Consider the following 23,376-nt stretch of genomic DNA (forward strand, 5'->3'; position numbering starts at 1 on the left):
GGTAAAATTCATAATTTAGGCTCTAATTTTTTTCATACCAATGGGTGATTTTTGTGAAAATCTTATTTTGTATTTTTGTATTGTAATCATTAACAGTTCTTTAAATTGTCATTCAAACCACTTTATATATGCATGCTTTTTGGTTTTTTGACTTTTGGTCAAGATGCGAAGCCGGACGCCTATCAGGATAGTTTGCAATCTATAATCGATTCCAGTTTTAAAAAGGAACAAAGAAAGGACGCGCTCTTTTTGCTTGGTCAATATTTAGTACAACGTAACCCACAATTGGCCGAAAAAATAGCTACGGAATTAAAAAACGAGCATCTCATTAATGCTGACAGTGCCGAAGTACGGAGAAATAACTACATTTTTGCTGCGAGTCACAGATGGCAAGGCGACTATGCTACAGCGCTTAACTACTATCATAATATTTATCAATATTCTAAAAAGCATCAAGATTCGATGGATATTGCTAGTAGTAGTCATTTTATTGGTACTCTAAATACTTTTTTAGGTAATAATGTTGTTGCTCAAAAACATTTAATTGAAGTTTCTGAAATTTATGATGCTATAGGAACTGTTGAACAAAAGGCCAAAATAAATAATTCCTTGGCGGGGTTTTATTTAAATATCGATCAGTTAAAAAAAGGGGAGGAGCAATACTTAAAGGCCTTAGAGCAATATGAAATTTTACAGGACAGCGGCGGGTTAGCAAGTGTGCATGCTAATTTAGGATTGCTTTACACCGATTTAAATGAATTTAAAAAAGCAGAAAGACATTTAATGAAGCAGAAAGGGTATAATGCTGTATTTCCAACACTTCGCGAAATGGGTTTTCATTATGATTTTTTAGGACTTTTACGACAAAAACAAGAGCGTCTTCAGGATGCGTATCAAGAACATTTTAAGGCCTTAAAAATTAGAGAAAATTTAAGTAGTACGTATAATTTATGTGAATCTAAATTGAATATGGGTGAGATTCTCATTAAATTAAAACGTTATCCTGAAGCCATTGTGCATTTAAAAGATGTTTTTAAATACGACGAGCATAAATCGCTGTACCAACAACAACGAGCTTATCAGCTTTTATCTGAAGCTAATGAAAAAAGTGGTCATTTTAAAGACGCTTTGTCTGATTTTAAAGCGTTTAAAGAGCTCAGCGATTCTATTTATTCCAAAGAATCTATTGAAATTATTGCCGAAAAAGATGCACAATACAGTCAGCAAAAACAAGAAAACAAAATAGCTTTATTGAATAATGAAAAAAAGATCTCTGAAGAAAAGGCTTCCCGTTCTAAAGTTATTGCTTTGCTCACTTCCATAGGTTTGTTATGGTTAATTATGGCTGCTATAGCTTTATATAAAATGTATTCAAAAATTAACCATAAAAATCAAATTATTACTAAAGCGCTAAAAGATCGAGAATTGTTGTTGCACGAAACGCATCATCGCGTTAAAAATAACTTACAATTAATTTCTAGTTTGCTTAATCTTCAGTCTAAATATGTTGTAGATGAAAAAGTGTACGAAGTTTTACAAAACGGTAGAAATCGCGTGCAATCTATGGCTATACTTCATAAAAACTTGTATGTTGGCGAAGAACTCGACATGATAAATATTCAGAATTATTTTGAAGGTTTGGTTGAAAATATTCTAAATTCTTATAATAAATCCGAAGAAGATATGGCCTTTAATATTCAAGCTAAAGATATTGTTATGGATGTAGAATCTGTAATTCCGATAGGGCTTATTGTTAACGAGTTAGTAACTAACGCCCTTAAACATGCCTTCCCATTGAATAAAACTAAAAAACCAAGCATTAATATCATCATGCTAGAACATGATAATGACCACCAACTAATAGTGAAAGATAATGGTATTGGTTTTGATGAAAAGATGAAAAATAAAGCAGAATCTTTTGGGCAGCGTTTAATTAGCTTATTCACTAACAAACTAAAAGCAACTGTTGTCATCAATAGTCAAAATGGCACCGAAGTATCTATTGTATTTCCTAAAGCTAACGCAACAGTTCGTTAAGCAGCGTAATGGTTTCTAAGCGTGTGTGGGTATTCATTTTTTCGTAAATATTTTTTATGTGAGATTTAATGGTGTTAACACTTACAAATTGCCCTTCAGCCAATAACTGATTCGTTTTTCCTTCTTGCAATCCTTTTAATATTTCGAACTCTTTTTGGGTTAAAGGTGTTTGTATTAATGAGTTTATATTGTCTCGGTTTAATGCTACAGGCAAAACAAATTTCGAGAAATTATACAATGCAATTTCAATGGTAGAATACAGTTCCTTTTCATTAAAAGGTTTTACTACATAACCCATCGGTAAGGTTTTTTTTGCGCGATCTAAAACCTGCTTTCCAGAATATGAAGTGAGATACAAAAACGGTATTTTTTTGGTGTTATTAATATGTTCAGCCACCAAAAAACCTTCATAATCACCTTCTAAATTAATATCAATTAATACTAAGTCTGGGCGCAAGGTATCAATAGCTTCAATAGCATCATCTTTGCTGTAAGCCACACCAATGGTATTGTAATTCACGTTAGAAAGCATCCCTTTAATGTCTTCACAAATAATAGGGTCATCTTCTACAATTAAAATTCGAATCTCTAACATCAAAATTAATTTATCAAAAAAATAAAGATATAAATTTTTATAAAAATGGCATGTTATTTTTTGTCTAAAAAACGAAGTAATTTTCATGCTATTAATCTAGCGTTTATTGCTTTATGGTTATTCGTTTTTTTTGAAATGGGTTTAGGATTCTATTGAATATGTCGCTTTTTATCTTTTAAATACAGGAGGGATTATGAAGTGTTTAAATAAAAAATAATTTGTTTTTCTTAGATATGTATAATCATAAAATCTTAACCATAAGTTAAAAACAACCATGAATAAAAAGATTGCTTTTCAATACCACTATCTTTGGGAAAAAGAAAAAGAGTATGTTTCGTTGGATGATATTTTTAGCCATTTTTTTAGTGGCAGATTACTATGCTTTTCAAGCTTTTAAAACGGTTGTGAAAAACAATTGGATTCAGATATTTTATTGGATAATTACCATCGCTATTTTGGGTAATTTTGTGTTTCAGTTTTACGGATTTAGCAGGCGTAATGGTTTTACACATGCGCATTCTTATGCTATCGGATTTTTTATAGCGCTTTTAGTGCCCAAATTGGTGCTTCTTTTTGGCGTGTTTTTCGAAGATATTTTTAGAGTACCTCAAGCTATTTATCGATATTTTACCGTGGGAGAAGCTGCTAAAGGCAATTATTTTGCTTCGCGGCGCCAGTTTATAAGTAAAGTCGCTTTAGGTTTGGCAGCCATTCCGTTAGCTTCTGTAATTTATGGTATTTACAAAGGACGTTACAATTACAAGGTTTTAAAATACACGTTACATTTTGAAGATTTACCGGCTGCTTTCGATGGTTATAAAGTCACTCAAATTAGCGATATCCATTCCGGCAGTTTCGATAATATGGAAAAAGTAAAATATGCCGTAGATTTAATTAACGAGCAAGAAAGCGATGTGATACTATTTACGGGCGATATTGTAAATAATAAGGCTGAAGAATTAGTGCCGTATAAAAACGTATTCAATAAACTGAAAGCTCAAGATGGCCTATATTCCGTATTAGGAAATCATGATTATGGCGATTATGTAAACTGGGATTCCGAAGAAGCAAAACACCAGAATTTAGAAGATTTAAAAGCCCTTCAAAAAGAAATTGGGTTTAACCTCTTGCTAAACGAGAGTACATATCTCGAAAAAAACGGTGACCGTATTGCTTTAGTAGGTGTTGAAAACTGGGGAGCAGGTGGTTTTAAAACCGCTGGCGATTTGCACAAGGCCGCATCCAAAATAGATGAAAACGATTTTAAAATACTAATGAGTCACGATCCATCACACTGGGAAAAAAAGGTTATCAACGATGATTATCATTACCATTTAACACTTAGCGGGCATACGCATGGCATGCAGTTTGGTATCGAAATTCCAGGGTGGTTTAAATGGAGTCCTGCAAAATGGCGTTACAAATATTGGGCGGGCATATACAAAGAAATGGGGCAATACATAAATGTAAACCGTGGGTTTGGCTATTTAGCCTTTCCAGGTCGTATTGGTATTTGGCCCGAAATTACAGTTATAGAGCTCAAAAAAGGCAAGGAAGTGGTATAAAATGCCTTTTTTATGGCTATTTATACTAAATTGTTTATATTTATAAATATCAAAAATGCGTCAATTTTAGCTGTATTTTTTAAAACAGAGTACTAAAAAGCAGTTATAAAAAGTTGACTTAAAAACGATAATATATGTCAAAATTTGGAGAACTTATCGATGTGGAGATTCCGGTATTGTTAGATTTTTATACAGATTTAAATCAAGAAGCTAACACTATGCACGCTGTTTTACGCGATGTGGCAGCCGCTATGGGTGATAAAGCCAAGGTGATAAAAATTGATGTCGATAAAAATCAAGAATTAACCGAAGCCTTGCAAGTAAAAGGTCTGCCAACGTTAATTGTGTATAAAAATGGTGAAATGAAATGGCGCCAAACCGGTGAGCAAGACGCTAACACGCTCATCAATATCATCGAAGAATACTTATAAAACCACCCTCTTTTTCTTAAAATTATTCATTTTGGCGCTACCGCAAGGGTCGGGCTTTACGTTGCAAGTCCTCGCACCTCCTGCGTCGGGCTGTGGGCTTTTCACTGCAATCCCCTAGCGCGGGTGTGTCTGTCAATAAGTTTTATTGTTCGTTTTATAGTTGAGGTTCTTGTAAGGTGTTCCTCTTTAAAAAATCAATCTTGAAATTCTAAAGATTTAAACACAAACCCACGTTTACTAAAATGCTCTAACATTTTTGGTAGTACATATTGCATGTTTTTCGCTGCTTTTAAACTATCATGAAACACTACAATACTACCGTTTTTAGTTTTAGAAATCACGTTTTTAAGGCAAGTTTCTTCATCTAAATTATGTTTCCAATCAAAAGATAAAATATCCCACATAATAATTTTATAACCTAGCTTAATAACAGCTTTCCCTTGTTTAGATTTGATTTTCCCGTAAGGTGGTCTAAACAATTTACATGTATTCTTTTTTAAGAATTCAGGAGTTGTATGTGCTTCAATTGCTTGTTCCGATTTTGTGACTTGAGCTAAATAGTTTGCCGTTGTTGCTTTCCAGCCTTTAATATGGTTTTGGGTGTGGTTGCCAATAGCATGTCCTTCTTTTAAAATGTTTTTAAAGATGTCTGGGTGCTGCTCAACGTTGTTTCCTATACAGAAAAAGGTAGCCTTAGCATCGTGTTTTTTCAACGTGTTTAAAGTCCAATTCGTGATGTCTGGAGTCGGGCCATCATCAAAGGTGAGGTATATTATTTTTTCCGGTGTTGCGATGTCCCAAATATAATTTGGGAACATCTTCTTTACAACACGTGGTGTTTTTACAGGTATTAAGGTCATGCCTTAGTTTATCGCTTCAATCGTATCGGTGCTTACTCCTGCAGGAATGTCTTGGTTTTCCGTTGGTGCGTATTCATCCTGAGTATCTTCGCCATAGAAATATTTAAAGAGTTTTAAATGCTCGTTAAAAACATCGCCTTCAGCTTCAGCAAATGGAATGTCGTATTTAATTAAAACATCAACTAAACCTTTGTAACGTTGTATATCGGTGTAAATATCTTCAAATAAACGCTCTTGTTTGTCTGTTTTTAATTTGCTGTAATACACTAGGTTTTCTTGGTATTTATTGGCAACTTCTTTAAATAGTTGTTGTGCTTTTTCTTTGTTTCCAACTTCATAGTAGGCGCTAATATAAGGCTCTAATAAAGTATAGTATCCAAAATATTCTACAGGCATGTTATGCATGGCAATGTCGGCTATCTCTTCAGCTTTATCAAGTTGATCTTCGTTTATTAATTGCTCGGTTAATCGGGCTAAATTGCCACGATATGTAATCGAGTTTTTACGGGTTTCAACATCGTGATAAATGTCAGGGCTTCCGCTATTTCCCCAATCCCAATGAATAACTTTGTCATACATCAAGTCGCTATCTACTCGACCCATATCAAACGGGTTTGCGCGATCTACTTCTGTTTTAATAGGGACTAATTTATAGCACATACCATCAAGTTGCAGATAATCTTTCATCCAGATATAATCATCATCACCAAAACTTCCTCCAGTAAAATAGATAGGACGTTTCCACTCGTTGTTAGCAACAATATCTAGCATTAATAAACGGTTTTTGTATAATGCGCCACCTTTGATATTAATATCAATATAGGGTACAATTTTATCGGCATCTTTTGGTTTTACAATGCCTGCATCTAGTGCGTTTTGTTTATTTACTGGAACTCTTAATGTTTCCGTTGGTAAATAACTCATTTTTAAATCTTGAGCTCTCACCTGAGATAAATCGACACCTTGTTGTTCTAAAACGTATTTGTATTTTGTTTTAGGGTTGTCGCTAGCAATAAAATCTAAAAACTGTTTCACTTCAATAGTATCTTTAGTCACCGGTTCAATTACGATATAATCGTTGGTGCCGTATTTGTATAAATCGTGAGTCAGTTGCGATGGTATAGGGTCACTCTCATAAGCTTTACGTTTCATTTGGTCTATATACCAATCGGTTTGAAATAAACTGGTGTTTACCACACGCACATCGGTTCTGTAGCCTTCAATTTCTTGGGCGTACCACAAGGCAAACGTATCGTTATCTCCAATGGTAAATAGAATTCCGTTTTCAGCACAAGAATCTAAATACATCTTAGCCATAGAGTTGGCGGTGTATTTGCCAGAACGATCATGGTCGTCCCAGTTGCTAGCTGCCATAATTCCAGGTACTAAAACTAAGCAAGCAATAGTAACTATAGGTGCTGTAAGTTGTTTAGGAACATACTTTTTAAGAGCATCGAAAATGGCGTAAACTCCAAAACCAATCCATAAAGCAAACACATAATACGAGCCTACAACGGAGTAGTCGCGTTCACGCGGTTCAAAGGGGCGTACATTGGTATAGACTTGAATCGCGATTCCTGTGAAAAGGAAAAACACGAGCATTACCCAGAATAATTTTTTATCCTTATTGAAAAGGAAAAATAAACCGATAAGTCCTAAAATAAGCGGGAATAAATAATAAGCATTTCTGGCTTTATTATTTTTAACATCGCTAGGTAAATTATCTTGTGAATAGCCTAAATGCCATTCATCTATAAATTTGATACCCGTAATCCAGTTTCCGTGGTTATCGTATCGACCTTGAATATCATCCTGTCTGCCCGAAAAATTCCACATAAAATAACGCCAATACATGTAACCCAATTGGTATTCAAACATGTAAACAATATTGCTAATCAAATCTGGTTTTTCAACCTCAATTAAGCTTTTTTCACGTTTTAAAAAGTTGTTATAATCTTCGTAATCTATTTTACCTTGCGCTACTTGATTTTTAAAATCGTTAATTTTAGCTTTGTATTGTGTAATCTGATTTAAAGCATACGTTTTTGCTTGCTCTTCCGATGCGCCAGCATTTATAGCACTTCTGTAATATGTGTTTTGTGCGTCTGGTTTTACTTTAAAGTCTAAAAAACCAGAAAACATCATATAATTCTCGGCATGTTCAGCACTCCACATACGTGGTAAGATGGAAGCGTGCTTCGAGTTATAGTTTTGTTTGGCTTTTTTCCAATCGTTTACAACAACGTATTCGCCTTTAGTTTCGTCTTTTTCGTATTTAGGTTTGTCATCCACATATGGATTGTTTTCATCTAAATAAGCGTATTGATCTGTGAATTGAGGTCCATAAAACAAATGTGTTTCCGGGTATTGCTCTAAGTTGTAGTAAGCTAATAATTCTCTCGCACTCGACGGGTTGTTTTCGTTAATAACCACATTGGCGTTGGCGCGAATAGGCAACATTAACCACGTAGAAAAACCAATAATAACAAAAGTTAAACATAAAATGGCAGTGTTTAAATGCACAAAATGCTTCTTTCTAGTGTATTTTAAACCGTAAAAAATAACGCCAACCAAAAATAGGCCTGCAATAATAGATCCCGAATTAAACGGCATCCCGATCGTGTTCACGAAAAAGATTTCGAAAGCACTAAATATTTTTAGAATATTAGGGGCTAATAATTTAAACACAAAAAGCAAAATACCAACCGAAGCAATATTTGCGATAATGAAGTTTTTTACAGTAACCGTTTTGTAGTTTTTAAAATAATAAATAAGGCCGATAGCAGGAATAGTAAGTAGCCCCATAAAGTGAACCCCAAAAGAAAGTCCGATAACAAAAGCAATTAATATCAACCAGCGATTGCCACGTGGTTTATCCATATCCTGTTCCCAACGCAGTCCAAGCCAAAATAAAGCCGACATAATTAAAGTCGCCATAGCATAAACCTCAGTTTCAACAGCATTAAACCAAAACGAATCGGAAAACGTAAAAGCTAAACTTCCTACCAAACCACTACCTAAAATGGCTAAAGCTTGGTTTTTATTGATCTCACCATCGGTAATAATCATTTTTTTCAGCAATAATGTAATAGTCCAAAACATGAAAAGAATAGTAAAAGCACTAGAAACGGCGCTCATCATATTCATCATCCAACCAATATTAGCATTATTTCCAAAGGTGAAAATCGAGAAAAATGCGCCTAACATTTGAAATAAAGGAGCTCCTGGTGGGTGCCCAACTTGTAGTTTAGATGACGTTAAAATATATTCCCCCGCATCCCAAAAACTCACCGTTGGCTCCACTGTTAAAGTGTAAGTAATAAGTGCTATTAAAAACGCGAACCACCCCAAAACGGTATTCCATTTTTTAAAATCAAAATGTGCCATATAAATCATTACGTTAATTGCTTCGGCGAATTTAATAATAAATATGCAATACCTGTGGTTTTTAAGGAAACGTTAAGTTTTTCAAAAAAAAAATAAAAAAAAACTTGCACAAAGGAAAAAAAGTTCTAAATTTGCCGTCTCGAATAAAGAATGGCCCATGGTGTAACTGGCAACACGTCTGTTTTTGGTGCAGAAGAGTCTAGGTTCGAGCCCTAGTGGGCCAACTCTGAAACCAACCCTAACTGTTTTAAATAGTTAGGGTTTTTTTATGCCTATAATTTTGGGCGTTACCACAAGGGTCGGGCTATCACTACTCGCTTTTTTGTGTTGCACGTAGCAATACAAAAAGAGCTCAAACATGCCGTTCTATCCCTAACGCGGGCGTATTTGCCGTGTTGGTTTGTTGTTTCATGATTTTTAATATTACTTTTTTTAAGTGTTGGTATTATTTCAATATCAAGAGAAATATTTGGGGTGTATTCTTTTTTTTAAGGTTAAATCTTAAACGTAATCACTGGGCGATTAGCATGGTTTACTAAATCTTCACTAATGCTACCATTAAAAAAATGAGAAATCCCTTGGCGGCCATGAGTGCTCATGCCTATTAAATCTGCCGAAATAGATTCGGCGAAATTCAAAATACCGGTTTCAATACTCAAATCGTTATAAATATGAATAGTGTGATCTGAAAATTCAAAACTAGACGTAAAATCATCTATTCGGGTCTTGGCATCATTCGAAGTAATAAATTTGTGAGGTGTATTTACCATAAGTAAATGCATTTTTGCACCAAATGCTTTTGCGAAATTAAGCGCATGCTGGTAACTTGGTTTGCTTTCTTCTTTAAAATCCGAAGCAAAAACAAAATGATCAACATGAAACGATTGATGTTCGTTTTTAATAACTAAAACAGGGATTTCCGAAGTACGAACCACTTTTTCAGTATTGCTACCAATAAGCATTTCTTTTAATCCGCTAACGCCATTCGATCCCATAATAATTAAATCGATATCATTTTTTTTACTAATGTGAAAAACGCCCTTGAAAATTTCATGGAAATCCACGGTTTCATGAACCGTTAAATCTTTTAAATAATCGCGGTTTTTTAATTCTTCAAACTTCTTATGTGCTAATTTCATGAAAAATACAGCTTCTGGAAATTCGCTGTGAGAATTTAGCGCATCAACTTCATCTAATGGTAAATCAATAACATGTAACAAATAAATTTCACAATTGTAAGTTTTTGCTAGTTGAGCAGCGACTTTTAAAGCATTTTCAGCTTGTTCGGAAAAATCGGTAGGTACAAGAATTTTTTTCATGGTAAATGAGGTGTTTGTGGGTTAGTTGGGCTTATTACGATATTGTTAGTAATCAGCTTAAAAGTACGCTTATTTGTTTGTAACATAAGCTATGGCGTACCTAAATTTATGAAAAATTACTTTAAAAATCAATAAAATGTTATATATTTGCACCGTTGAAAGGCGAATTAAGAAAATGAGGGGACGGAAAGTCCCCTCTTTTTATACTAGAAAATGTTTAAAACTACAGTTAAAAATTTACTCGAAGAGGCGTTAGCAGAGCGACAAGATTTATTTCTTATCGCATTAACTATTAATGCCGAAAATCATATCAATATAGTTATCGATGGAGATAACGGCGTTTTAGTTGAAGATTGTATCTTTATAAGCCGTGCCGTAGATGATAATTTAGATAGGGAAGAACAAGATTTTTCTATAGAAGTTATGTCGGCAGGAGCAGCAGCACCTTTAACACATCAACGTCAGTATATAAAAAATATAAATAGAACGCTTAGTGTTAGAACAAGTACTGAAGAAATCGAAGGTACTTTAACAAACGCTACCGAAACAGATATAGAGCTCGAATGGAAAGCGAGAGAGCCTAAACCTATTGGAAAAGGTAAAGTGACGGTAAAGAAGCAAGCGAATATTGCTTATCAAGATATTGTAGAAGCAAAAGTTGTGATAAAATTTTAAATCGAACCAGTTATGGAAAATATTGCGTTAATTGAATCTTTTTCAGAATTCAAAGACGATAAGCTAATTGACAGAGTAACGTTAATGGCTATTTTAGAAGATGTTTTTAGAAGTGCCTTAAAACGAAAATTTGGAGATGACGATAATTTTGATATTATTGTAAACCCAGATAAGGGCGATTTAGAAATTTGGAGAAACAGAATTGTGGTTGCCGATGGAGAAGTTGAAGAAGAAAATCAAGAAATTTCTATAACAGAAGCTCGAAAAATTGAACCCGATTTTGAAGTAGGTGAAGATGTATCAGAAGAAGTTAAACTTATCGATTTAGGACGTCGTGCTATTTTAGCTTTACGTCAAAACTTGATTTCTAAAATACATGAACACGATAATACTATTATTTTTAAGCAATTTAAAGATTTAATAGGTGAGATATATACAGCAGAAGTACATCACATTCGTCACAGAGCAGTTATTTTGCTAGATGATGAAGGTAATGAAATTGTGCTGCCAAAAGATAAACAAATACCGTCTGATTTCTTTAGAAAAGGAGACAACGTAAGAGGTGTAATTGATAGTGTTGAGCTTAAAGGCGCAAAACCAACAATTATAATGTCTAGAAGTTCCCCAGTATTTTTAGAGAAATTATTCGAACAAGAAATTCCAGAAGTGTTCGATGGTTTAATTACCATTAAACATGTTGTAAGAATTCCAGGTGAAAAAGCAAAAGTAGCTGTAGATTCTTATGATGATAGAATTGATCCAGTTGGAGCTTGTGTAGGTATGAAAGGATCTAGAATACACGGTATTGTTCGTGAATTAGGAAACGAAAATATCGATGTTATCAATTACACTAGTAATTTACCATTATTTATTACTAGAGCATTAAGCCCAGCACGTGTAACTTCAATTAAATTAAATGAAGAAACAAAACGCGCTGAGGTTATATTAAAACCAGAAGAGGTAAGTAAAGCCATTGGTAGAGGCGGACATAATATCCGTTTAGCCGGGCAACTAACAGGATACGAAATCGATGTGTTTAGAGAAGGCGCAGAAGAAGACGTAGAATTAAGAGAATTTACTGATGAAATCGAAGGCTGGATTATTGAAGAATTTAGCAAAGCTGGATTAGACACTGCTAAAAGTATTTTAGAGCAAGAAGTGAAAGATTTAGTAAAAAGAACAGACTTAGAAGAAGAAACTATTAAGGATGTTATTAGGATTTTAAGAGAAGAATTCGAAGAATAATATCAATTCCATAAAAATTACAGGAATTTATCATTAGATGTTCCTTAATTTTACAATCGAATTGGTATAATATATATATTTGAGTATTTTAAAGGCAATTATGGCTGAAACAATTAGATTAAATAAAGTATTACGCGAGCTTAACATCTCTTTAGATCGCGCCGTAGAATTTTTAGATTCTAAGGGTGTCGAGATAGAGAAACGCCCAACTACAAAAATCTCAGAGGAAACGTACAAAGTACTATCCGATGAATTTCAAACAGACGCTAGCAAAAAAGTAGCATCTCAGGAAGTTAGTGAGGCGAAATTAAAAGAAAAAGAAGTGTTGCGTGAGCAACGCGAGCGTGAGCTTGAAGAAAAACAAAAAGCAGCTGCCAAAAGAGAGGAGATTGTAAAAGCATCTAAAACACTTAGCGGCCCTAAACAGGTTGGTAAAATTGATTTAGAACCTAAAAAAACAACTCCGAAACCTGCAACAGAAGCGAAACCCGTAGTGGAAGCGCCTAAAGTTGAAAAGGAAGAAGTAGCTAAAGCAGTTGTTAAAGAAGACGTTGCAGAGGTTGCTAAACCAGTAGAAGCAGTTAAACCTGTAGAAGTGGTAAAAGCAGTAGGCAAAGTGGAAATTGCGAAACCTAAAGTTGTTGCAGAAAAACAACCAGAGGTTAAAGCTAAAGAAACGCCGAAAGCGGAAACTCCAAAAGCAGAAACTCCTAAAGTCGAAACACCTAAAGTTGAAACAAAACAAGTTCCAACAGAAAAGGTAACAAAACAAGAAGCTATCATAGTAGATGGTGAAATGGTTGTTCCTGAAGAAAAGGTGAAAACGCAATATCAAAAACTTACTGGGCCAAAAATAGCAGGTGATAAAATTGATTTATCTCAATTTAATAAACCTAAAAAGAAACCAGTAGATAAGAAACCTGTAGGAGCGGCTGGCGCAGCAAATAAAAAGAAGCGTCGTCGTATCAGTAAAGCTGGAGCTCCTGGAGATAATAGACCAAGCAGACCAGGCGGTACAGCCGGAGGAAGTAATTTCCGAGGAAAACCAGGTCAAGGTCGTCGTAACATTGTTAAGGAAGAACCTACTGAAGAAGATGTTAAAAAACAAGTGCGTGAAACACTTGAAAAACTTCAAGGTAAGTCTAATAAAGGACGTGGTGCGAAAAACAGAAGAGACAAAAGAGATAAACATAGAGAGCAGACTGAAATTGATCAGCAAATAGAAGCAGCAGAAAGCAAAATCATTAAAGTGACTGAGTTTGTTACGGCAAGCGAAATGGCAACGATGATGGATGTTGGTGTAACTCAAATTATTTCGGCTTGTATGTCGTTAGGTATGATGGTTACTATGAACCAACGTTTAGATGCTGAAACGTTATCTATTGTTGCAGATGAATTTGGTTACCAAGTAGAATTTGTAACTGCAGATATTGAAGAATCAATTGAAGAAGTTATAGATAAACCGGAAGATTTAAAACCTCGTGCACCTATCGTTACAGTAATGGGACACGTAGATCACGGTAAAACATCGCTTCTTGATTATATTCGTCAAGAAAATGTAATCGCTGGAGAATCTGGTGGAATTACACAACATATTGGTGCTTATGGCGTAGAATTAGAGAATGGTCAAAAAATAGCCTTCTTAGATACACCAGGTCACGAGGCCTTTACAGCCATGCGTGCTCGTGGTGCTCAAGTTACCGATATTGCTATTATTGTAGCAGCTGCCGATGATGATATTATGCCGCAAACCAAAGAAGCTATTTCTCACGCACAAGCAGCAGGAGTGCCAATTGTATTTGCCATTAATAAAATAGATAAGCCAGATGCTAATCCTGAAAGAATTAAAGAAGGTTTAGCTCAAATGAATCTTTTAGTAGAAGATTGGGGTGGTAAAATACAATCACACGATATCTCTGCTAAAGTAGGTACTGGTGTTAAAGAATTATTAGAAAAAGTATTGCTAGAAGCCGAATTATTAGAGCTTAAAGCAAATCCAGAAAAAGCCGCTGTTGGTACTGTAGTAGAAGCCTTTTTAGATAAAGGTAGGGGTTACGTGTCAACCATATTAGTACAAGCCGGAACACTTCGCGTTGGTGATTATGTTTTAGCAGGTAGAAATAGTGGTAAAATTAAAGCCATGCATGATGAGCGTGGAAACGATGTAACTGCCGCAGGGCCTTCTACACCAGTTTCTATACTTGGTCTAGATGGTGCACCACAAGCAGGTGATAAATTTAATGTATTTGAAGACGAACGTGAAGCGAAACAAATTGCCTCTAAGCGTGCACAATTACAACGTGAGCAATCAGTTAGAACACAACGTCATATTACTTTAGATGAAATTGGTCGTCGTATCGCACTTGGTGATTTCCAAGAATTAAATATCATCCTTAAAGGTGATGTGGATGGTTCTGTGGAAGCATTGACAGATTCGTTCCAAAAATTATCTACTGAAGAAATTCAAGTTAATATCCTTCATAAAGGTGTTGGGGCCATTACAGAAAGTGATGTATTGTTAGCTTCGGCTTCCGATGCTATTATTGTCGGCTTTAACGTACGTCCTGTTGGAAATGCAAGAATGATTGCTGATAAAGAAGAAATCGATATCCGTACATATTCTATTATCTACGATGCTATTAACGATCTTAAAGATGCTATGGAAGGTATGTTATCTCCAGAGTTGAAAGAAGAGATTTTAGGTACTGCAGAAATTAGAGAAATGTTTAAAGTATCTAAAATTGGTACTATTGCAGGTTGTATGGTAACTAATGGTAAAATAACACGTAATGCAGGTATCCGTTTAATACGTGATGGTGTAGTTGTTTATACGGGTGAATTAACATCGTTAAAACGATTTAAAGATGATGCTAAGGAAGTTACTAAAGGTTACGACTGTGGTATGCAGATTAAAAATTACAACGACATTAAAGAAGGCGATGTAATTGAAGCTTTCCATGAAGTTGAAGTTAAAAAGAAGTTGAAGTAATATTCAACAACTTACTATAAATATTAAAAAGCCAGAACTTATGTTCTGGCTTTTTTTTGCTTTATCCTGAAATATAGTTGCTAACTCTATTTAGGCGAGATCATTAAATAGGAGTAGAGATTTGTTCTTTTTGGAATAATTAATTATATCACGCTATTGATGCAAAACAAATTCAATTTTCATTAATTTTTATCGTTAATCGTAAAAAACCGACATACAACGTGTTAATTATATGGGTAGTTACTTTTTTGAACGAAAAAAACTATATTTTTAGTCCGATCAATTCAAATTTTTAACTATTATGAAAAGAACTATTACTTTTTTTACATTGGCAGTTATGTTGTCAATAAACTCAGCTTTTGCTCAAGAGTCATATCTCGGCGATGTAAAGCTTTTTGGAGGCAATTTTGCACCAAGGGGCTGGGCGCTATGTCAAGGGCAATTGTTGCCAATAAATCAAAACCAAGCCTTATTTTCTCTTTTGGGCACTATGTATGGAGGAGACGGCATAACAACTTTTGCCTTACCAGATTTACGTGGTCGTGCTGTGGTTGGTATTGGAAACAACTCTGCTGGTTCGTGGGTTTCACAAGTAGGGCAAAGTGGGGGAACGGATTATGTGAGTTTATCTGAAGCCGAAATTCCTGCGCATAACCATAATGTAGAAGTGCTTTTGTCTGGAGAACCTGGCGATGATGATACACCATCAGAAAGTGTAACCATAGGTTCTAGACAAGAAATTTTCACAAGTGGAACTGCAGATGTTACTCTTCAAGATTCATCTATATCTCAAACTAACGTAGGCGCAGGTCTAGGTCATTATAATATGCAACCATCCCTTGGGATGAGCTATATTATTTGTCTACAAGGCCTTTTTCCATCTAGAAATTAATACTTATAACTATTCAGAAATTATGAAAAAATATATTTTATTTTTAGGATTGACACTGTTTATATGCTCAAATCAATTATTTGCACAAGACCCCTTAATAGGAGAGGTTAAGTTATTTGCTGGTAATTTTGCTCCAAGAGGATGGGCTTTTTGCGATGGACAATTATTACAAATAGCTGAAAACACAGCATTATTCTCTCTTTTAGGAACAAATTACGGGGGTGATGGTAGAACAACTTTTGGATTACCAGATTTAAGAGGTCGCGTTGCTATTGGTGTTGGTTCGGGACCAGGGCTGTCAAGCGTTCATATAGGTGAAAAAAAAGGAGTAGAAGCGGTTACATTAACTGAATTACAAATACCAGCGCACGATCATAATGTACAATTACGTGTTTCAGATGAGTCGTCAAATAGTACAACGCCTAGTTCTAGTACAGTTATAGGTGCAGATCAAGAAATTTATACCGAAGGTACACCTAATGTTAAAATTAAAGCGGGGTCTATTTCTCAAAGTTCTATTGGGGGAAACCAAGCTCATACTAATTTACAACCCTATGTAGGTATGCGTTACATTATCGCTTTACAAGGGATATATCCAACCAGAAGCTAGTAACAATAATTATTTAATAACAATACTATGAAAAAATATATTACATTTTTAATATTGACTTTTATGTTAATTTCAAGTCAATCGTATGCTCAAGAGCCTTTTTTAGGAGAGATTAGATTGTTTGCGGGTAATTTTGCTCCACGAGGTTGGGCTTTTTGCGACGGACAATTACTAGCTATAGCTTCTAACGATGCCTTGTTTTCTTTAGTAGGAACAATTTACGGGGGAGATGCCCGAACAACTTTTGGACTTCCAGATTTAAGAGGTAGAGTGCCAATTGGCCAAGGTCGAGGATCAGGGCTTAATGATTATAGGGTAGGGGATCGGGTAGGTGCTGAACAAGTTACTTTGCTACCAAACAACCTTCCTGTTCATAATCATAATGTTAAATTACAGGTGTCTAGTGGTGGCGCTCAAGACGATGTTCCAAACGGAAATTCAGTGTTAAGCGCTGGCGAAGAAATTTATTTAGAAGGAACGGCTTCAACAGTTTTAAACCCTTCCTCAGTTTCTCAAAATAGAGTAGGACAAACGCAATCTCACGAAAATGTTCAACCCTCGTTAGGATTAAATTATATAATAGCTTTATACGGAACCTATCCATCTAGAAATTAAAAAAAAACATAAAATGAAACATAAAATATTATTATTTATAAGCCTGTTTATTTGTATAACAAACCTAACAGCACAACAAATACATCAAGAAAGTTTCGAAGGTACCTCAGGTTATACTACCAGTGTGCCGTTCCAAAGTATCGGATCAGACCATTTTAACCGATTAACTGCCACTACATGGAATACTCAAGGAAATTGGGGAAATACAGTTATGGGTAATCATGGTAGCTACTATATAGGTATAGAAGATCATGACGGGGCTGTATTGGTGACGGGAGAGCAGTGGGTTAAATTAGATCCAGTAAATATCTCGGGAGCATCAGATTTAAAAGTGAAAATTCGATTAGCAGCTCCTCGATCGGAACCTGGTTCTATTCGTTATGAAGTAGATGATTATGTTATAGTTGAGTGTAGAATAGACGGAGCGGCTTATGCTAAACTTGGAGAGTTTAGAGGAGTACCGAGTAATGGGTTTTATCATGATGTTAATCTAGATGGGGCTACAGGATTCAATGATGATGTCTTGATGAATCAAAACATGGCAGATATCACTTACGATTTAAATACTATTTTAGACGGAAGCTTTAGTGGCTCAACTATAGAAATACGAGTTAGGTTTAGTTTAGAAGGCTCTCATGAAGAAGTTGCTTTCGATGATATTCGAATAGACGGGACCGCTTCTGCTTGTTCTATTTCAGCATTATCTTCGGGTACACAAACGGCTTGCGATTCTGGTACCAACACGTATACGCAACAAGTTACAGTAACCTATAGTACAGCACCGGCATCGGGAACGTTATTGGTAAATGGTCAGTCTTTTGCAATAACAAGTAGCCCACAAACAGTAACTTTAGTGGGTTTAGAGTCTGATGGAAATGCTGTTGATGTTTCTGCTTCATTTTCAGAGGATGCAGCTTGTACATTAATGCAAGCTGGATTATTTACAGCGCCAGCAAATTGCGAGCCACCTTGTAATATATCCAGTATAGTTGCGGGTAATCAATCGGCATGTTCTGGAAGTTCTAATAAATATGCACAAGAAGTTACGGTAACCTATAGCTACCCTCCTGCATCTGGCACTTTAGATATTGCAGGGCAATCATTTGCTATAACATCTAGTCCGCAAACAGTGTTATTAACTAATTTGGATGCCGACGGAAATGCTGTTGATATTACAGCTGCTTTTTCAGCAGATTCAGGATGTAGTTTAGTGGTTAATGGTTTGTTTACAGCGCCGGCTAGTTGTGCATCAGCTTGTACTTTTACAACCATAGTAAGTCAAGGTTTTGAAGCTGCCGATTATACAGGGTATACAACGAGTACACCTTTTTTTAACGATGGAGTGGATACTTTTTCTCGTGGGACTGATGCTGATTTCACCTTTGACATAACAGGGGAAGAAGGCACAAACTATATTGGAATGGAAGATGTTACTGGCGAACAATGGTTAGAATTAGATGTTATAGATATTACACGAGTTCGAGGTATGTCTGTTAAATTAAAACTAGCCGCACCTAATACGATACCAACACGCTACGAAGAAACAGATCATGTTACCGTAGAGTATCAATTAGACGGTGCGGGGGCTTATGTTAAAATAGGTGAGTTTAGAGGTATTCCTGGAGGTGGTTCCTTTTACCACGATGTTAATTTAAATGGCGTAACTGGTACTGGAGACGATGTACAAATGACCGGTACTATGGCCGATATTGTGTACGATTTAGATAATCTATCAGGTTTTGGTGTATCAGGAACGAGTATTAAAATTAGAGTTAGATTTAGTTTAGAAGACTCTCAGGAAGAAGTTGCTTTTGATGATATCCAATTGGTAGGTATGGTGCTAGACGATGCTTCATTTTCTTATGATGATTCATCTTATTGCGAAAACGGAAGTGATACAACACCTACAATAACAGGTGAGCCCGGAGGAACGTTTACTTCTACTGCAGGCTTAAATATTAATGGTGTTACAGGTACTATCGATGTTTCGGAAAGTACAGTAGGAACCTATGATGTGGTATATACAACTACGGGCAATTGTTCTTATTCTGAAACCGTATCGGTAACTATTGAAAGTGCTACGGTAGGAATTTGTTCTACATTAGATACAAACGATGTTGTTTTAAATGATCAAGTTTTACTTTATCCAAACCCCGTAACCGATGGTTTTATTATTATAAATAACAAAAGTAACAACGTTTTAAATAAAGCTGTGGTTTTTGATATATTAGGAAAAGAAGTGCAGGTTTTTCAATTGAAAAATAGTACAGATAATGAAACGCTTAGTTTATCTAACATTCAATCTGGAGTTTATTTATTGAAAATTTATTCTGAAGACAGTTCGGTAACTAAAAAGTTAATTATAAATTAATGTATTAGTTGTATTTGAAAATATAGAAAACGCCTAAAATTTACTTTTAGGCGTTTTTTTTATTTTAGTTCGAAAGGTATTTAATGTATGATATCTATTTTTGAACTAGGACGTTTTATAAGAGAGCAATGATCTAGGGCCTTCCAAAACAGATCTTATAATTTGCAAGGTACCGTCGTCTTTAGTCGCAATACTCCATTTTATAAGCGAAATTTCTCCATTTTCAATTTCTATCCCTGTAATACTTCTTGGATGTACACAGCTACCATCGTTAAAAAAAGCAATATCGCCCGGCTCAGGGAAACGCGGCCTGTGGGTATGGCCAACAACCGTTAGTAAATTGTTGTTTTCAGTAATCCAGTTTTTTGTTTTTCGTTCTACTTTTATTAATTCGGTATAGTTTTTTGCAGGGCTCGTAGGGTCTGCAATACCCATAACATTTAAGGGTTTCCAAAGCACGCGTACCATAAATCGGCTCCATTTCCAAAACAGGAAATTCCACCAATCGGCTTGGTGGCCATGGGTTAAAAACACTTCTTGTCCTGTAGAGCAATGTTTCAAAATAATACCTTCGTGATAGATTATATCTTTAAACAACTCTTCATCTTTACCGGTTTTAGCGTCGAAATAGGTAGATAAATGCTTTTTAACATAATCCGGATTTCTGTATACCATATCATGGTTTCCCCAAATCATATGAAGTCGCTCTTTTTTATGAAATGCTTTCAAAAGCATGTACACATTTTTGTGAGCATCTAAAATAGATTTAAACGATAAATTTTCCCAAAGTTCATCGCCATCACCAATTTCACAGTACTGAAAACCTTCAACAAAATAATGTTTTAAGGCGTGGTAGTAAATATTTCTATTATTTGAGAAATCATCTGCAAAGCTATTGTCACCTCGGTGGCAATCACTAAAAAGTATAAATTTACTATCATCGTCAAATTCAACGATTTTAGCATTTTTATAGGCGTTGTCTAATCTTTTTTTAGCTGAAAACATAAAGTAAATGTAAACAAATTTTCAGTTAGAAGGCGTGAAGATATGAAAACGTGCAACTGTTATTTAAAAGCATTCAAGCCTGTAACATCCAATCCGGTAATCAGTAAATGAATATCGTGGGTACCTTCATAAGTAATAACACTTTCAAGATTCATAGCGTGGCGCATAATAGAGTATTCGCCAGTAATTCCCATGCCACCGAGCATTTGTCGAGCCTCGCGAGCAATAGTAATTGCCATATCAACATTGTTGCGTTTTGCCATAGATATTTGTGCGGATGTGGCTTTATCTTCATTACGTAAAACTCCTAAACGCCAAGTTAAAAGTTGGGCTTTGGTGATTTCGGTAATCATTTCGGCTAGTTTTTTTTGCTGTAACTGAAATTGCCCAATAGGTTTCCCAAACTGAATACGTTCCTTACTATAGCGTAAAGCCGTATCATAACAATCCATAGCAGCACCAATGGCACCCCAAGCAATACCATAACGTGCAGAATCTAAACACCCTAAAGGCGCACCTAAACCAGATTTGTTGGGTAATAAATTTTCCTTCGGAATTTTAACATTGTCAAAAATTAGTTCACCAGTAGCCGAAGCTCTTAACGACCATTTATTATGCGTTTCAGGAGTAGAAAAACCTTCCATGCCACGTTCCACAAGTAAGCCATGAATACGTCCACTTTCATCTTTAGCCCAAACCACAGCAACTTGAGCAAAAGGCGCATTCGAAATCCACATTTTGGCACCATTCAACAAATAATGATCGCCTTTATCTTTAAAGTTAGTTACCATTCCCGAAGGATTACTACCATGGTCGGGTTCGGTTAATCCAAAACAACCCATCCATTCTCCACTAGCTAGTTTCGGTAAATATTTTTGACGTTGTGCTTCATTACCATACTTCCATATTGGGTACATCACTAAAGAGGATTGTACCGAAGCTGTTGAACGCACACCAGAATCGCCACGTTCAATTTCTTGCATAATTAAACCGTAGCTTATTTGGTCCAAACCGGCGCCACCATATTCCAAAGGGATGTATGGTCCGAAGGCTCCAATTTCTGCTAAACCACCTATTATTTGTTTAGGGAACTCTGCTTTTTGAGCATATTCTTCTATAATTGGAGAAACGTCGCGTTTTACCCAAGCTCTGGCGGTATCGCGAACTAATTTGTGTTCGTCGGATAGTAAATCGTCTAAATTATAATAATCGGGAGCTTCAAATAAATCTGGTTTCATAGCTAAGATTTATGTTTTATTCGAAGTTTAAAAGGCGTTTGAAATAGAATTAAATGTCCGATTTTCAAAATGAAGGTATTGAAAAAGAGATCCATTCTCAGGAATTTAAACTTTCGAAAAGTTTAATAATCCGTCTATAACACTTTTAAATAAATACTGAAAAACTCTTTTTTTTAAGAATAAAACAATTTATGCTATCAAATTTAAAGAATAATTAGCAAAGCAATTACATTTTTAAGTAAAAATCTTGAGTCAGATTAATGTATTCTGGAGTATATTGATGCCTTTCGGTTTCAATAATAAGTTCTGTAGTCGTGGTTTCGCTTTCGCGGAAGGAAAACGCTAGCATACTTCGTTTAACTTCAGTTTCAGGATTACCTTTAACACGACAGATTCTATTAGGAAATAAAAGGAAATTATTTGCTAGTTTAATAAAATTTTCTTCCTCATTAAAAGGAATAATAACATTGAAGCTTCCTTCTGGAGATAATAAAATAGAAACACTTTCTAATAAATGATTAAAAGGCATGGCATCCTGAAAACGTGCTAAATCTCGCGATTCATTTTCAGTTTTGTAATCTTCAGCATAAAAGGGCGGATTACAAATTATTAAATCATATTCATCATCGATTTCTTCGGCAAACTCTTCTAAAGACGCATGATAACAAAACAAACGATCGCCCCATGGTGATAGTTCAAAATTATCTACACATTGTTCGTAAGCATCATCATCAATCTCAATAGCATCAATAACTTCAGCACCAATGCGTTGTGCAAGCATTAATGCTAAAACCCCCGTTCCGGCACCAATATCTAAAATGGCAAACGGATTGGTTTCAAGGCTAGCCCATGCACCAAGCAATACGCCATCGGTACCAATTTTCATGGCACATTGGTCTTGATTAACGCTAAACTCTTTGAATTGGAATGGCTTGCTCATAAAAAATGGTTCTTTTGAAAAGATTTAAGATAGAATTTATTCTTCTAGGTATAAATCAATTAAACCTTCTGGGGTTTCCACCAAAATAGTTTTGTTTTTGCGATCTACTTTATTGATAAACTCATCGTTCATGGGTATTAAAATTTCAATACCATCTCGGTCTATTTCAAAAAGCGATTGCGCTGTAGAATCGTTTATAGATTTTATAGTGCCTACGGTTCCAAAGTTGACATCTTCAACAGTAAAACCTATCACTTCATGAAAATAGAATTTATCACCTTCTAATTTTGGTAACAAGTCTAGGGGCAAGTAAAGACCGCTTTTCATAATGGCATCAGCATCGGCTTCTTCATCAACATCTTCAAATTTTATCCGAAGTAGTTCAGATTTGTGTAATTGTGAGCTTTCAATAAAAAAAGGCACCAAATTATTCCGAAGTTCTAAAAATATAGCATCTAAGTTTTCATAAATAGCAGGTTCGTCGGTATCCAGTTTAGCTAAAACTTCACCTTTAAAACTGTATTTTTTTACAATTTTACCTAAGTAAAAACAATCTTCTTTTTTCATGGAATGGTTGGTTTTTTTTATTTCCGCGAAGGCGA

General features: G+C 35.3%; 18 protein-coding genes and 1 tRNA gene. 11 read left to right on the forward strand and 8 right to left on the reverse strand.

Annotated elements, in window-relative coordinates:
- Positions 1 to 132 precede the first annotated feature (132 nt).
- Positions 133 to 2,037 carry a tetratricopeptide repeat-containing sensor histidine kinase gene (locus QWY92_RS02640; RefSeq protein ID WP_290268377.1) on the forward strand — a complete coding sequence of 635 codons (1,905 nt, stop codon included), beginning with the start codon at positions 133 to 135 and terminating at the stop codon, positions 2,035 to 2,037.
- Here the strand turns inward: QWY92_RS02640 and QWY92_RS02645 are convergent.
- Positions 2,018 to 2,632 carry a response regulator transcription factor gene (locus tag QWY92_RS02645; RefSeq protein WP_290268378.1) on the reverse strand — a complete coding sequence of 205 codons (615 nt, stop codon included), beginning with the start codon at positions 2,630 to 2,632 and terminating at the stop codon, positions 2,018 to 2,020. The genes QWY92_RS02640 and QWY92_RS02645 overlap by 20 nt on opposite strands.
- 329 nt (positions 2,633 to 2,961) lie before the next feature.
- Here QWY92_RS02645 and QWY92_RS02650 point away from each other — a divergent pair, with 329 nt between their 5' ends.
- Together QWY92_RS02650 and QWY92_RS02655 are read left to right on the forward strand one after the other, a co-directional pair.
- Complete coding sequence (locus QWY92_RS02650) at positions 2,962 to 4,197, forward strand: metallophosphoesterase (protein ID WP_290268379.1); 1,236 nt, start codon at positions 2,962 to 2,964, stop codon at positions 4,195 to 4,197.
- A 134-nt stretch (positions 4,198 to 4,331) separates the two neighbouring features.
- The gene (locus QWY92_RS02655) at positions 4,332 to 4,628 is read left to right on the forward strand and encodes a thioredoxin family protein (protein ID WP_290268380.1); all 297 of its coding nucleotides are present in this window, start codon (positions 4,332 to 4,334) and stop codon (positions 4,626 to 4,628) included.
- Positions 4,629 to 4,822: 194 nt separating this feature from the next.
- On the opposite strand, the gene QWY92_RS02660 is transcribed toward QWY92_RS02655, so the two are convergent.
- Both QWY92_RS02660 and QWY92_RS02665 read right to left on the reverse strand, forming a co-directional pair.
- Entirely contained in the window at positions 4,823 to 5,488 is a 666-nt protein-coding gene (locus QWY92_RS02660; RefSeq protein ID WP_290268381.1) for a polysaccharide deacetylase family protein, read from the reverse strand.
- A gap of 3 nt (positions 5,489 to 5,491) precedes the next feature.
- Positions 5,492 to 8,875 (reverse strand): glycosyltransferase family 117 protein, encoded by a 3,384-nt coding sequence (locus QWY92_RS02665; protein ID WP_290268382.1) that lies wholly within the window; start codon positions 8,873 to 8,875, stop codon positions 5,492 to 5,494.
- A 151-nt stretch (positions 8,876 to 9,026) separates the two neighbouring features.
- Here QWY92_RS02665 and QWY92_RS02670 point away from each other — a divergent pair.
- Positions 9,027 to 9,099 (forward strand) — tRNA-Gln (locus tag QWY92_RS02670).
- Between the two features lie 270 nt (positions 9,100 to 9,369).
- Here the strand turns inward: QWY92_RS02670 and QWY92_RS02675 are convergent.
- Positions 9,370 to 10,194: a universal stress protein gene (locus tag QWY92_RS02675; RefSeq protein ID WP_290268383.1), complete on the reverse strand. Its 825-nt coding sequence runs from the start codon at positions 10,192 to 10,194 to the stop codon at positions 9,370 to 9,372.
- A gap of 213 nt (positions 10,195 to 10,407) precedes the next feature.
- Here QWY92_RS02675 and rimP point away from each other — a divergent pair, with 213 nt between their 5' ends.
- From rimP to QWY92_RS02710, 7 genes are all read left to right on the forward strand, one after another.
- On the forward strand, positions 10,408 to 10,869 hold the full coding sequence (gene rimP, locus QWY92_RS02680) for a ribosome assembly cofactor RimP (protein WP_290268384.1): 462 nt from the start codon (positions 10,408 to 10,410) through the stop codon (positions 10,867 to 10,869).
- A 12-nt stretch (positions 10,870 to 10,881) separates the two neighbouring features.
- Complete coding sequence (gene nusA, locus QWY92_RS02685; RefSeq protein ID WP_290268385.1) at positions 10,882 to 12,114, forward strand: transcription termination factor NusA; 1,233 nt, start codon at positions 10,882 to 10,884, stop codon at positions 12,112 to 12,114.
- 100 nt (positions 12,115 to 12,214) lie between these two features.
- Positions 12,215 to 15,103 carry a translation initiation factor IF-2 gene (gene infB, locus QWY92_RS02690; RefSeq protein ID WP_290268386.1) on the forward strand — a complete coding sequence of 963 codons (2,889 nt, stop codon included), beginning with the start codon at positions 12,215 to 12,217 and terminating at the stop codon, positions 15,101 to 15,103.
- A gap of 301 nt (positions 15,104 to 15,404) precedes the next feature.
- A complete protein-coding gene (locus QWY92_RS02695; protein WP_290268387.1) occupies positions 15,405 to 15,995 on the forward strand; it encodes a phage tail protein in 591 nt (196 codons plus the stop codon).
- Between the two features lie 22 nt (positions 15,996 to 16,017).
- Positions 16,018 to 16,605 (forward strand): phage tail protein, encoded by a 588-nt coding sequence (locus tag QWY92_RS02700; RefSeq protein ID WP_290268388.1) that lies wholly within the window; start codon positions 16,018 to 16,020, stop codon positions 16,603 to 16,605.
- Positions 16,606 to 16,632: 27 nt separating this feature from the next.
- Positions 16,633 to 17,220 (forward strand): phage tail protein, encoded by a 588-nt coding sequence (locus QWY92_RS02705; protein WP_290268389.1) that lies wholly within the window; start codon positions 16,633 to 16,635, stop codon positions 17,218 to 17,220.
- A 13-nt stretch (positions 17,221 to 17,233) separates the two neighbouring features.
- Positions 17,234 to 19,591 (forward strand): T9SS type A sorting domain-containing protein, encoded by a 2,358-nt coding sequence (locus QWY92_RS02710; protein ID WP_290268390.1) that lies wholly within the window; start codon positions 17,234 to 17,236, stop codon positions 19,589 to 19,591.
- A 105-nt stretch (positions 19,592 to 19,696) separates the two neighbouring features.
- Here the strand turns inward: QWY92_RS02710 and QWY92_RS02715 are convergent, their stop codons facing one another.
- From QWY92_RS02715 to rimM, 4 genes are all read right to left on the reverse strand, one after another.
- The gene (locus QWY92_RS02715) at positions 19,697 to 20,596 is read right to left on the reverse strand and encodes a metallophosphoesterase family protein (RefSeq protein WP_290268391.1); all 900 of its coding nucleotides are present in this window, start codon (positions 20,594 to 20,596) and stop codon (positions 19,697 to 19,699) included.
- A gap of 59 nt (positions 20,597 to 20,655) precedes the next feature.
- Positions 20,656 to 21,834: an acyl-CoA dehydrogenase family protein gene (locus QWY92_RS02720; RefSeq protein WP_290268392.1), complete on the reverse strand. Its 1,179-nt coding sequence runs from the start codon at positions 21,832 to 21,834 to the stop codon at positions 20,656 to 20,658.
- Between the two features lie 226 nt (positions 21,835 to 22,060).
- Entirely contained in the window at positions 22,061 to 22,774 is a 714-nt protein-coding gene (locus QWY92_RS02725; RefSeq protein WP_290268393.1) for a tRNA1(Val) (adenine(37)-N6)-methyltransferase, read from the reverse strand.
- Between the two features lie 36 nt (positions 22,775 to 22,810).
- Complete coding sequence (gene rimM / locus QWY92_RS02730) at positions 22,811 to 23,341, reverse strand: ribosome maturation factor RimM (RefSeq protein WP_290268394.1); 531 nt, start codon at positions 23,339 to 23,341, stop codon at positions 22,811 to 22,813.
- Positions 23,342 to 23,376 lie beyond the last annotated feature (35 nt).

Source organism: Algibacter miyuki (assembly GCF_030409805.1).
GTDB lineage: Bacteria > Bacteroidota > Bacteroidia > Flavobacteriales > Flavobacteriaceae > Algibacter > Algibacter miyuki.

What these genes read in the sequence shown, in the direction of transcription:
- QWY92_RS02645 (WP_290268378.1), bottom strand. Translation starts at nt 2,632, where the DNA reads ATGTTAGAGATTCGAATTTTAATTGTAGAAGATGACCCTATTATTTGT.
- infB (WP_290268386.1), top strand. Translation starts at nt 12,215, where the DNA reads ATGGCTGAAACAATTAGATTAAATAAAGTATTACGCGAGCTTAACATC.
- QWY92_RS02640 (WP_290268377.1), top strand. Translation starts at nt 133, where the DNA reads ATGCTTTTTGGTTTTTTGACTTTTGGTCAAGATGCGAAGCCGGACGCC.
- QWY92_RS02715 (WP_290268391.1), bottom strand. Translation starts at nt 20,596, where the DNA reads ATGTTTTCAGCTAAAAAAAGATTAGACAACGCCTATAAAAATGCTAAA.
- QWY92_RS02720 (WP_290268392.1), bottom strand. Translation starts at nt 21,834, where the DNA reads ATGAAACCAGATTTATTTGAAGCTCCCGATTATTATAATTTAGACGAT.
- nusA (WP_290268385.1), top strand. Translation starts at nt 10,882, where the DNA reads ATGGAAAATATTGCGTTAATTGAATCTTTTTCAGAATTCAAAGACGAT.
- QWY92_RS02660 (WP_290268381.1), bottom strand. Translation starts at nt 5,488, where the DNA reads ATGACCTTAATACCTGTAAAAACACCACGTGTTGTAAAGAAGATGTTC.
- QWY92_RS02710 (WP_290268390.1), top strand. Translation starts at nt 17,234, where the DNA reads ATGAAACATAAAATATTATTATTTATAAGCCTGTTTATTTGTATAACA.
- QWY92_RS02725 (WP_290268393.1), bottom strand. Translation starts at nt 22,774, where the DNA reads ATGAGCAAGCCATTCCAATTCAAAGAGTTTAGCGTTAATCAAGACCAA.
- QWY92_RS02705 (WP_290268389.1), top strand. Translation starts at nt 16,633, where the DNA reads ATGAAAAAATATATTACATTTTTAATATTGACTTTTATGTTAATTTCA.
- QWY92_RS02700 (WP_290268388.1), top strand. Translation starts at nt 16,018, where the DNA reads ATGAAAAAATATATTTTATTTTTAGGATTGACACTGTTTATATGCTCA.
- rimM (WP_290268394.1), bottom strand. Translation starts at nt 23,341, where the DNA reads ATGAAAAAAGAAGATTGTTTTTACTTAGGTAAAATTGTAAAAAAATAC.
- rimP (WP_290268384.1), top strand. Translation starts at nt 10,408, where the DNA reads ATGTTTAAAACTACAGTTAAAAATTTACTCGAAGAGGCGTTAGCAGAG.
- QWY92_RS02650 (WP_290268379.1), top strand. Translation starts at nt 2,962, where the DNA reads ATGTTTCGTTGGATGATATTTTTAGCCATTTTTTTAGTGGCAGATTAC.
- QWY92_RS02675 (WP_290268383.1), bottom strand. Translation starts at nt 10,194, where the DNA reads ATGAAAAAAATTCTTGTACCTACCGATTTTTCCGAACAAGCTGAAAAT.
- QWY92_RS02695 (WP_290268387.1), top strand. Translation starts at nt 15,405, where the DNA reads ATGAAAAGAACTATTACTTTTTTTACATTGGCAGTTATGTTGTCAATA.
- QWY92_RS02665 (WP_290268382.1), bottom strand. Translation starts at nt 8,875, where the DNA reads ATGGCACATTTTGATTTTAAAAAATGGAATACCGTTTTGGGGTGGTTC.
- QWY92_RS02655 (WP_290268380.1), top strand. Translation starts at nt 4,332, where the DNA reads ATGTCAAAATTTGGAGAACTTATCGATGTGGAGATTCCGGTATTGTTA.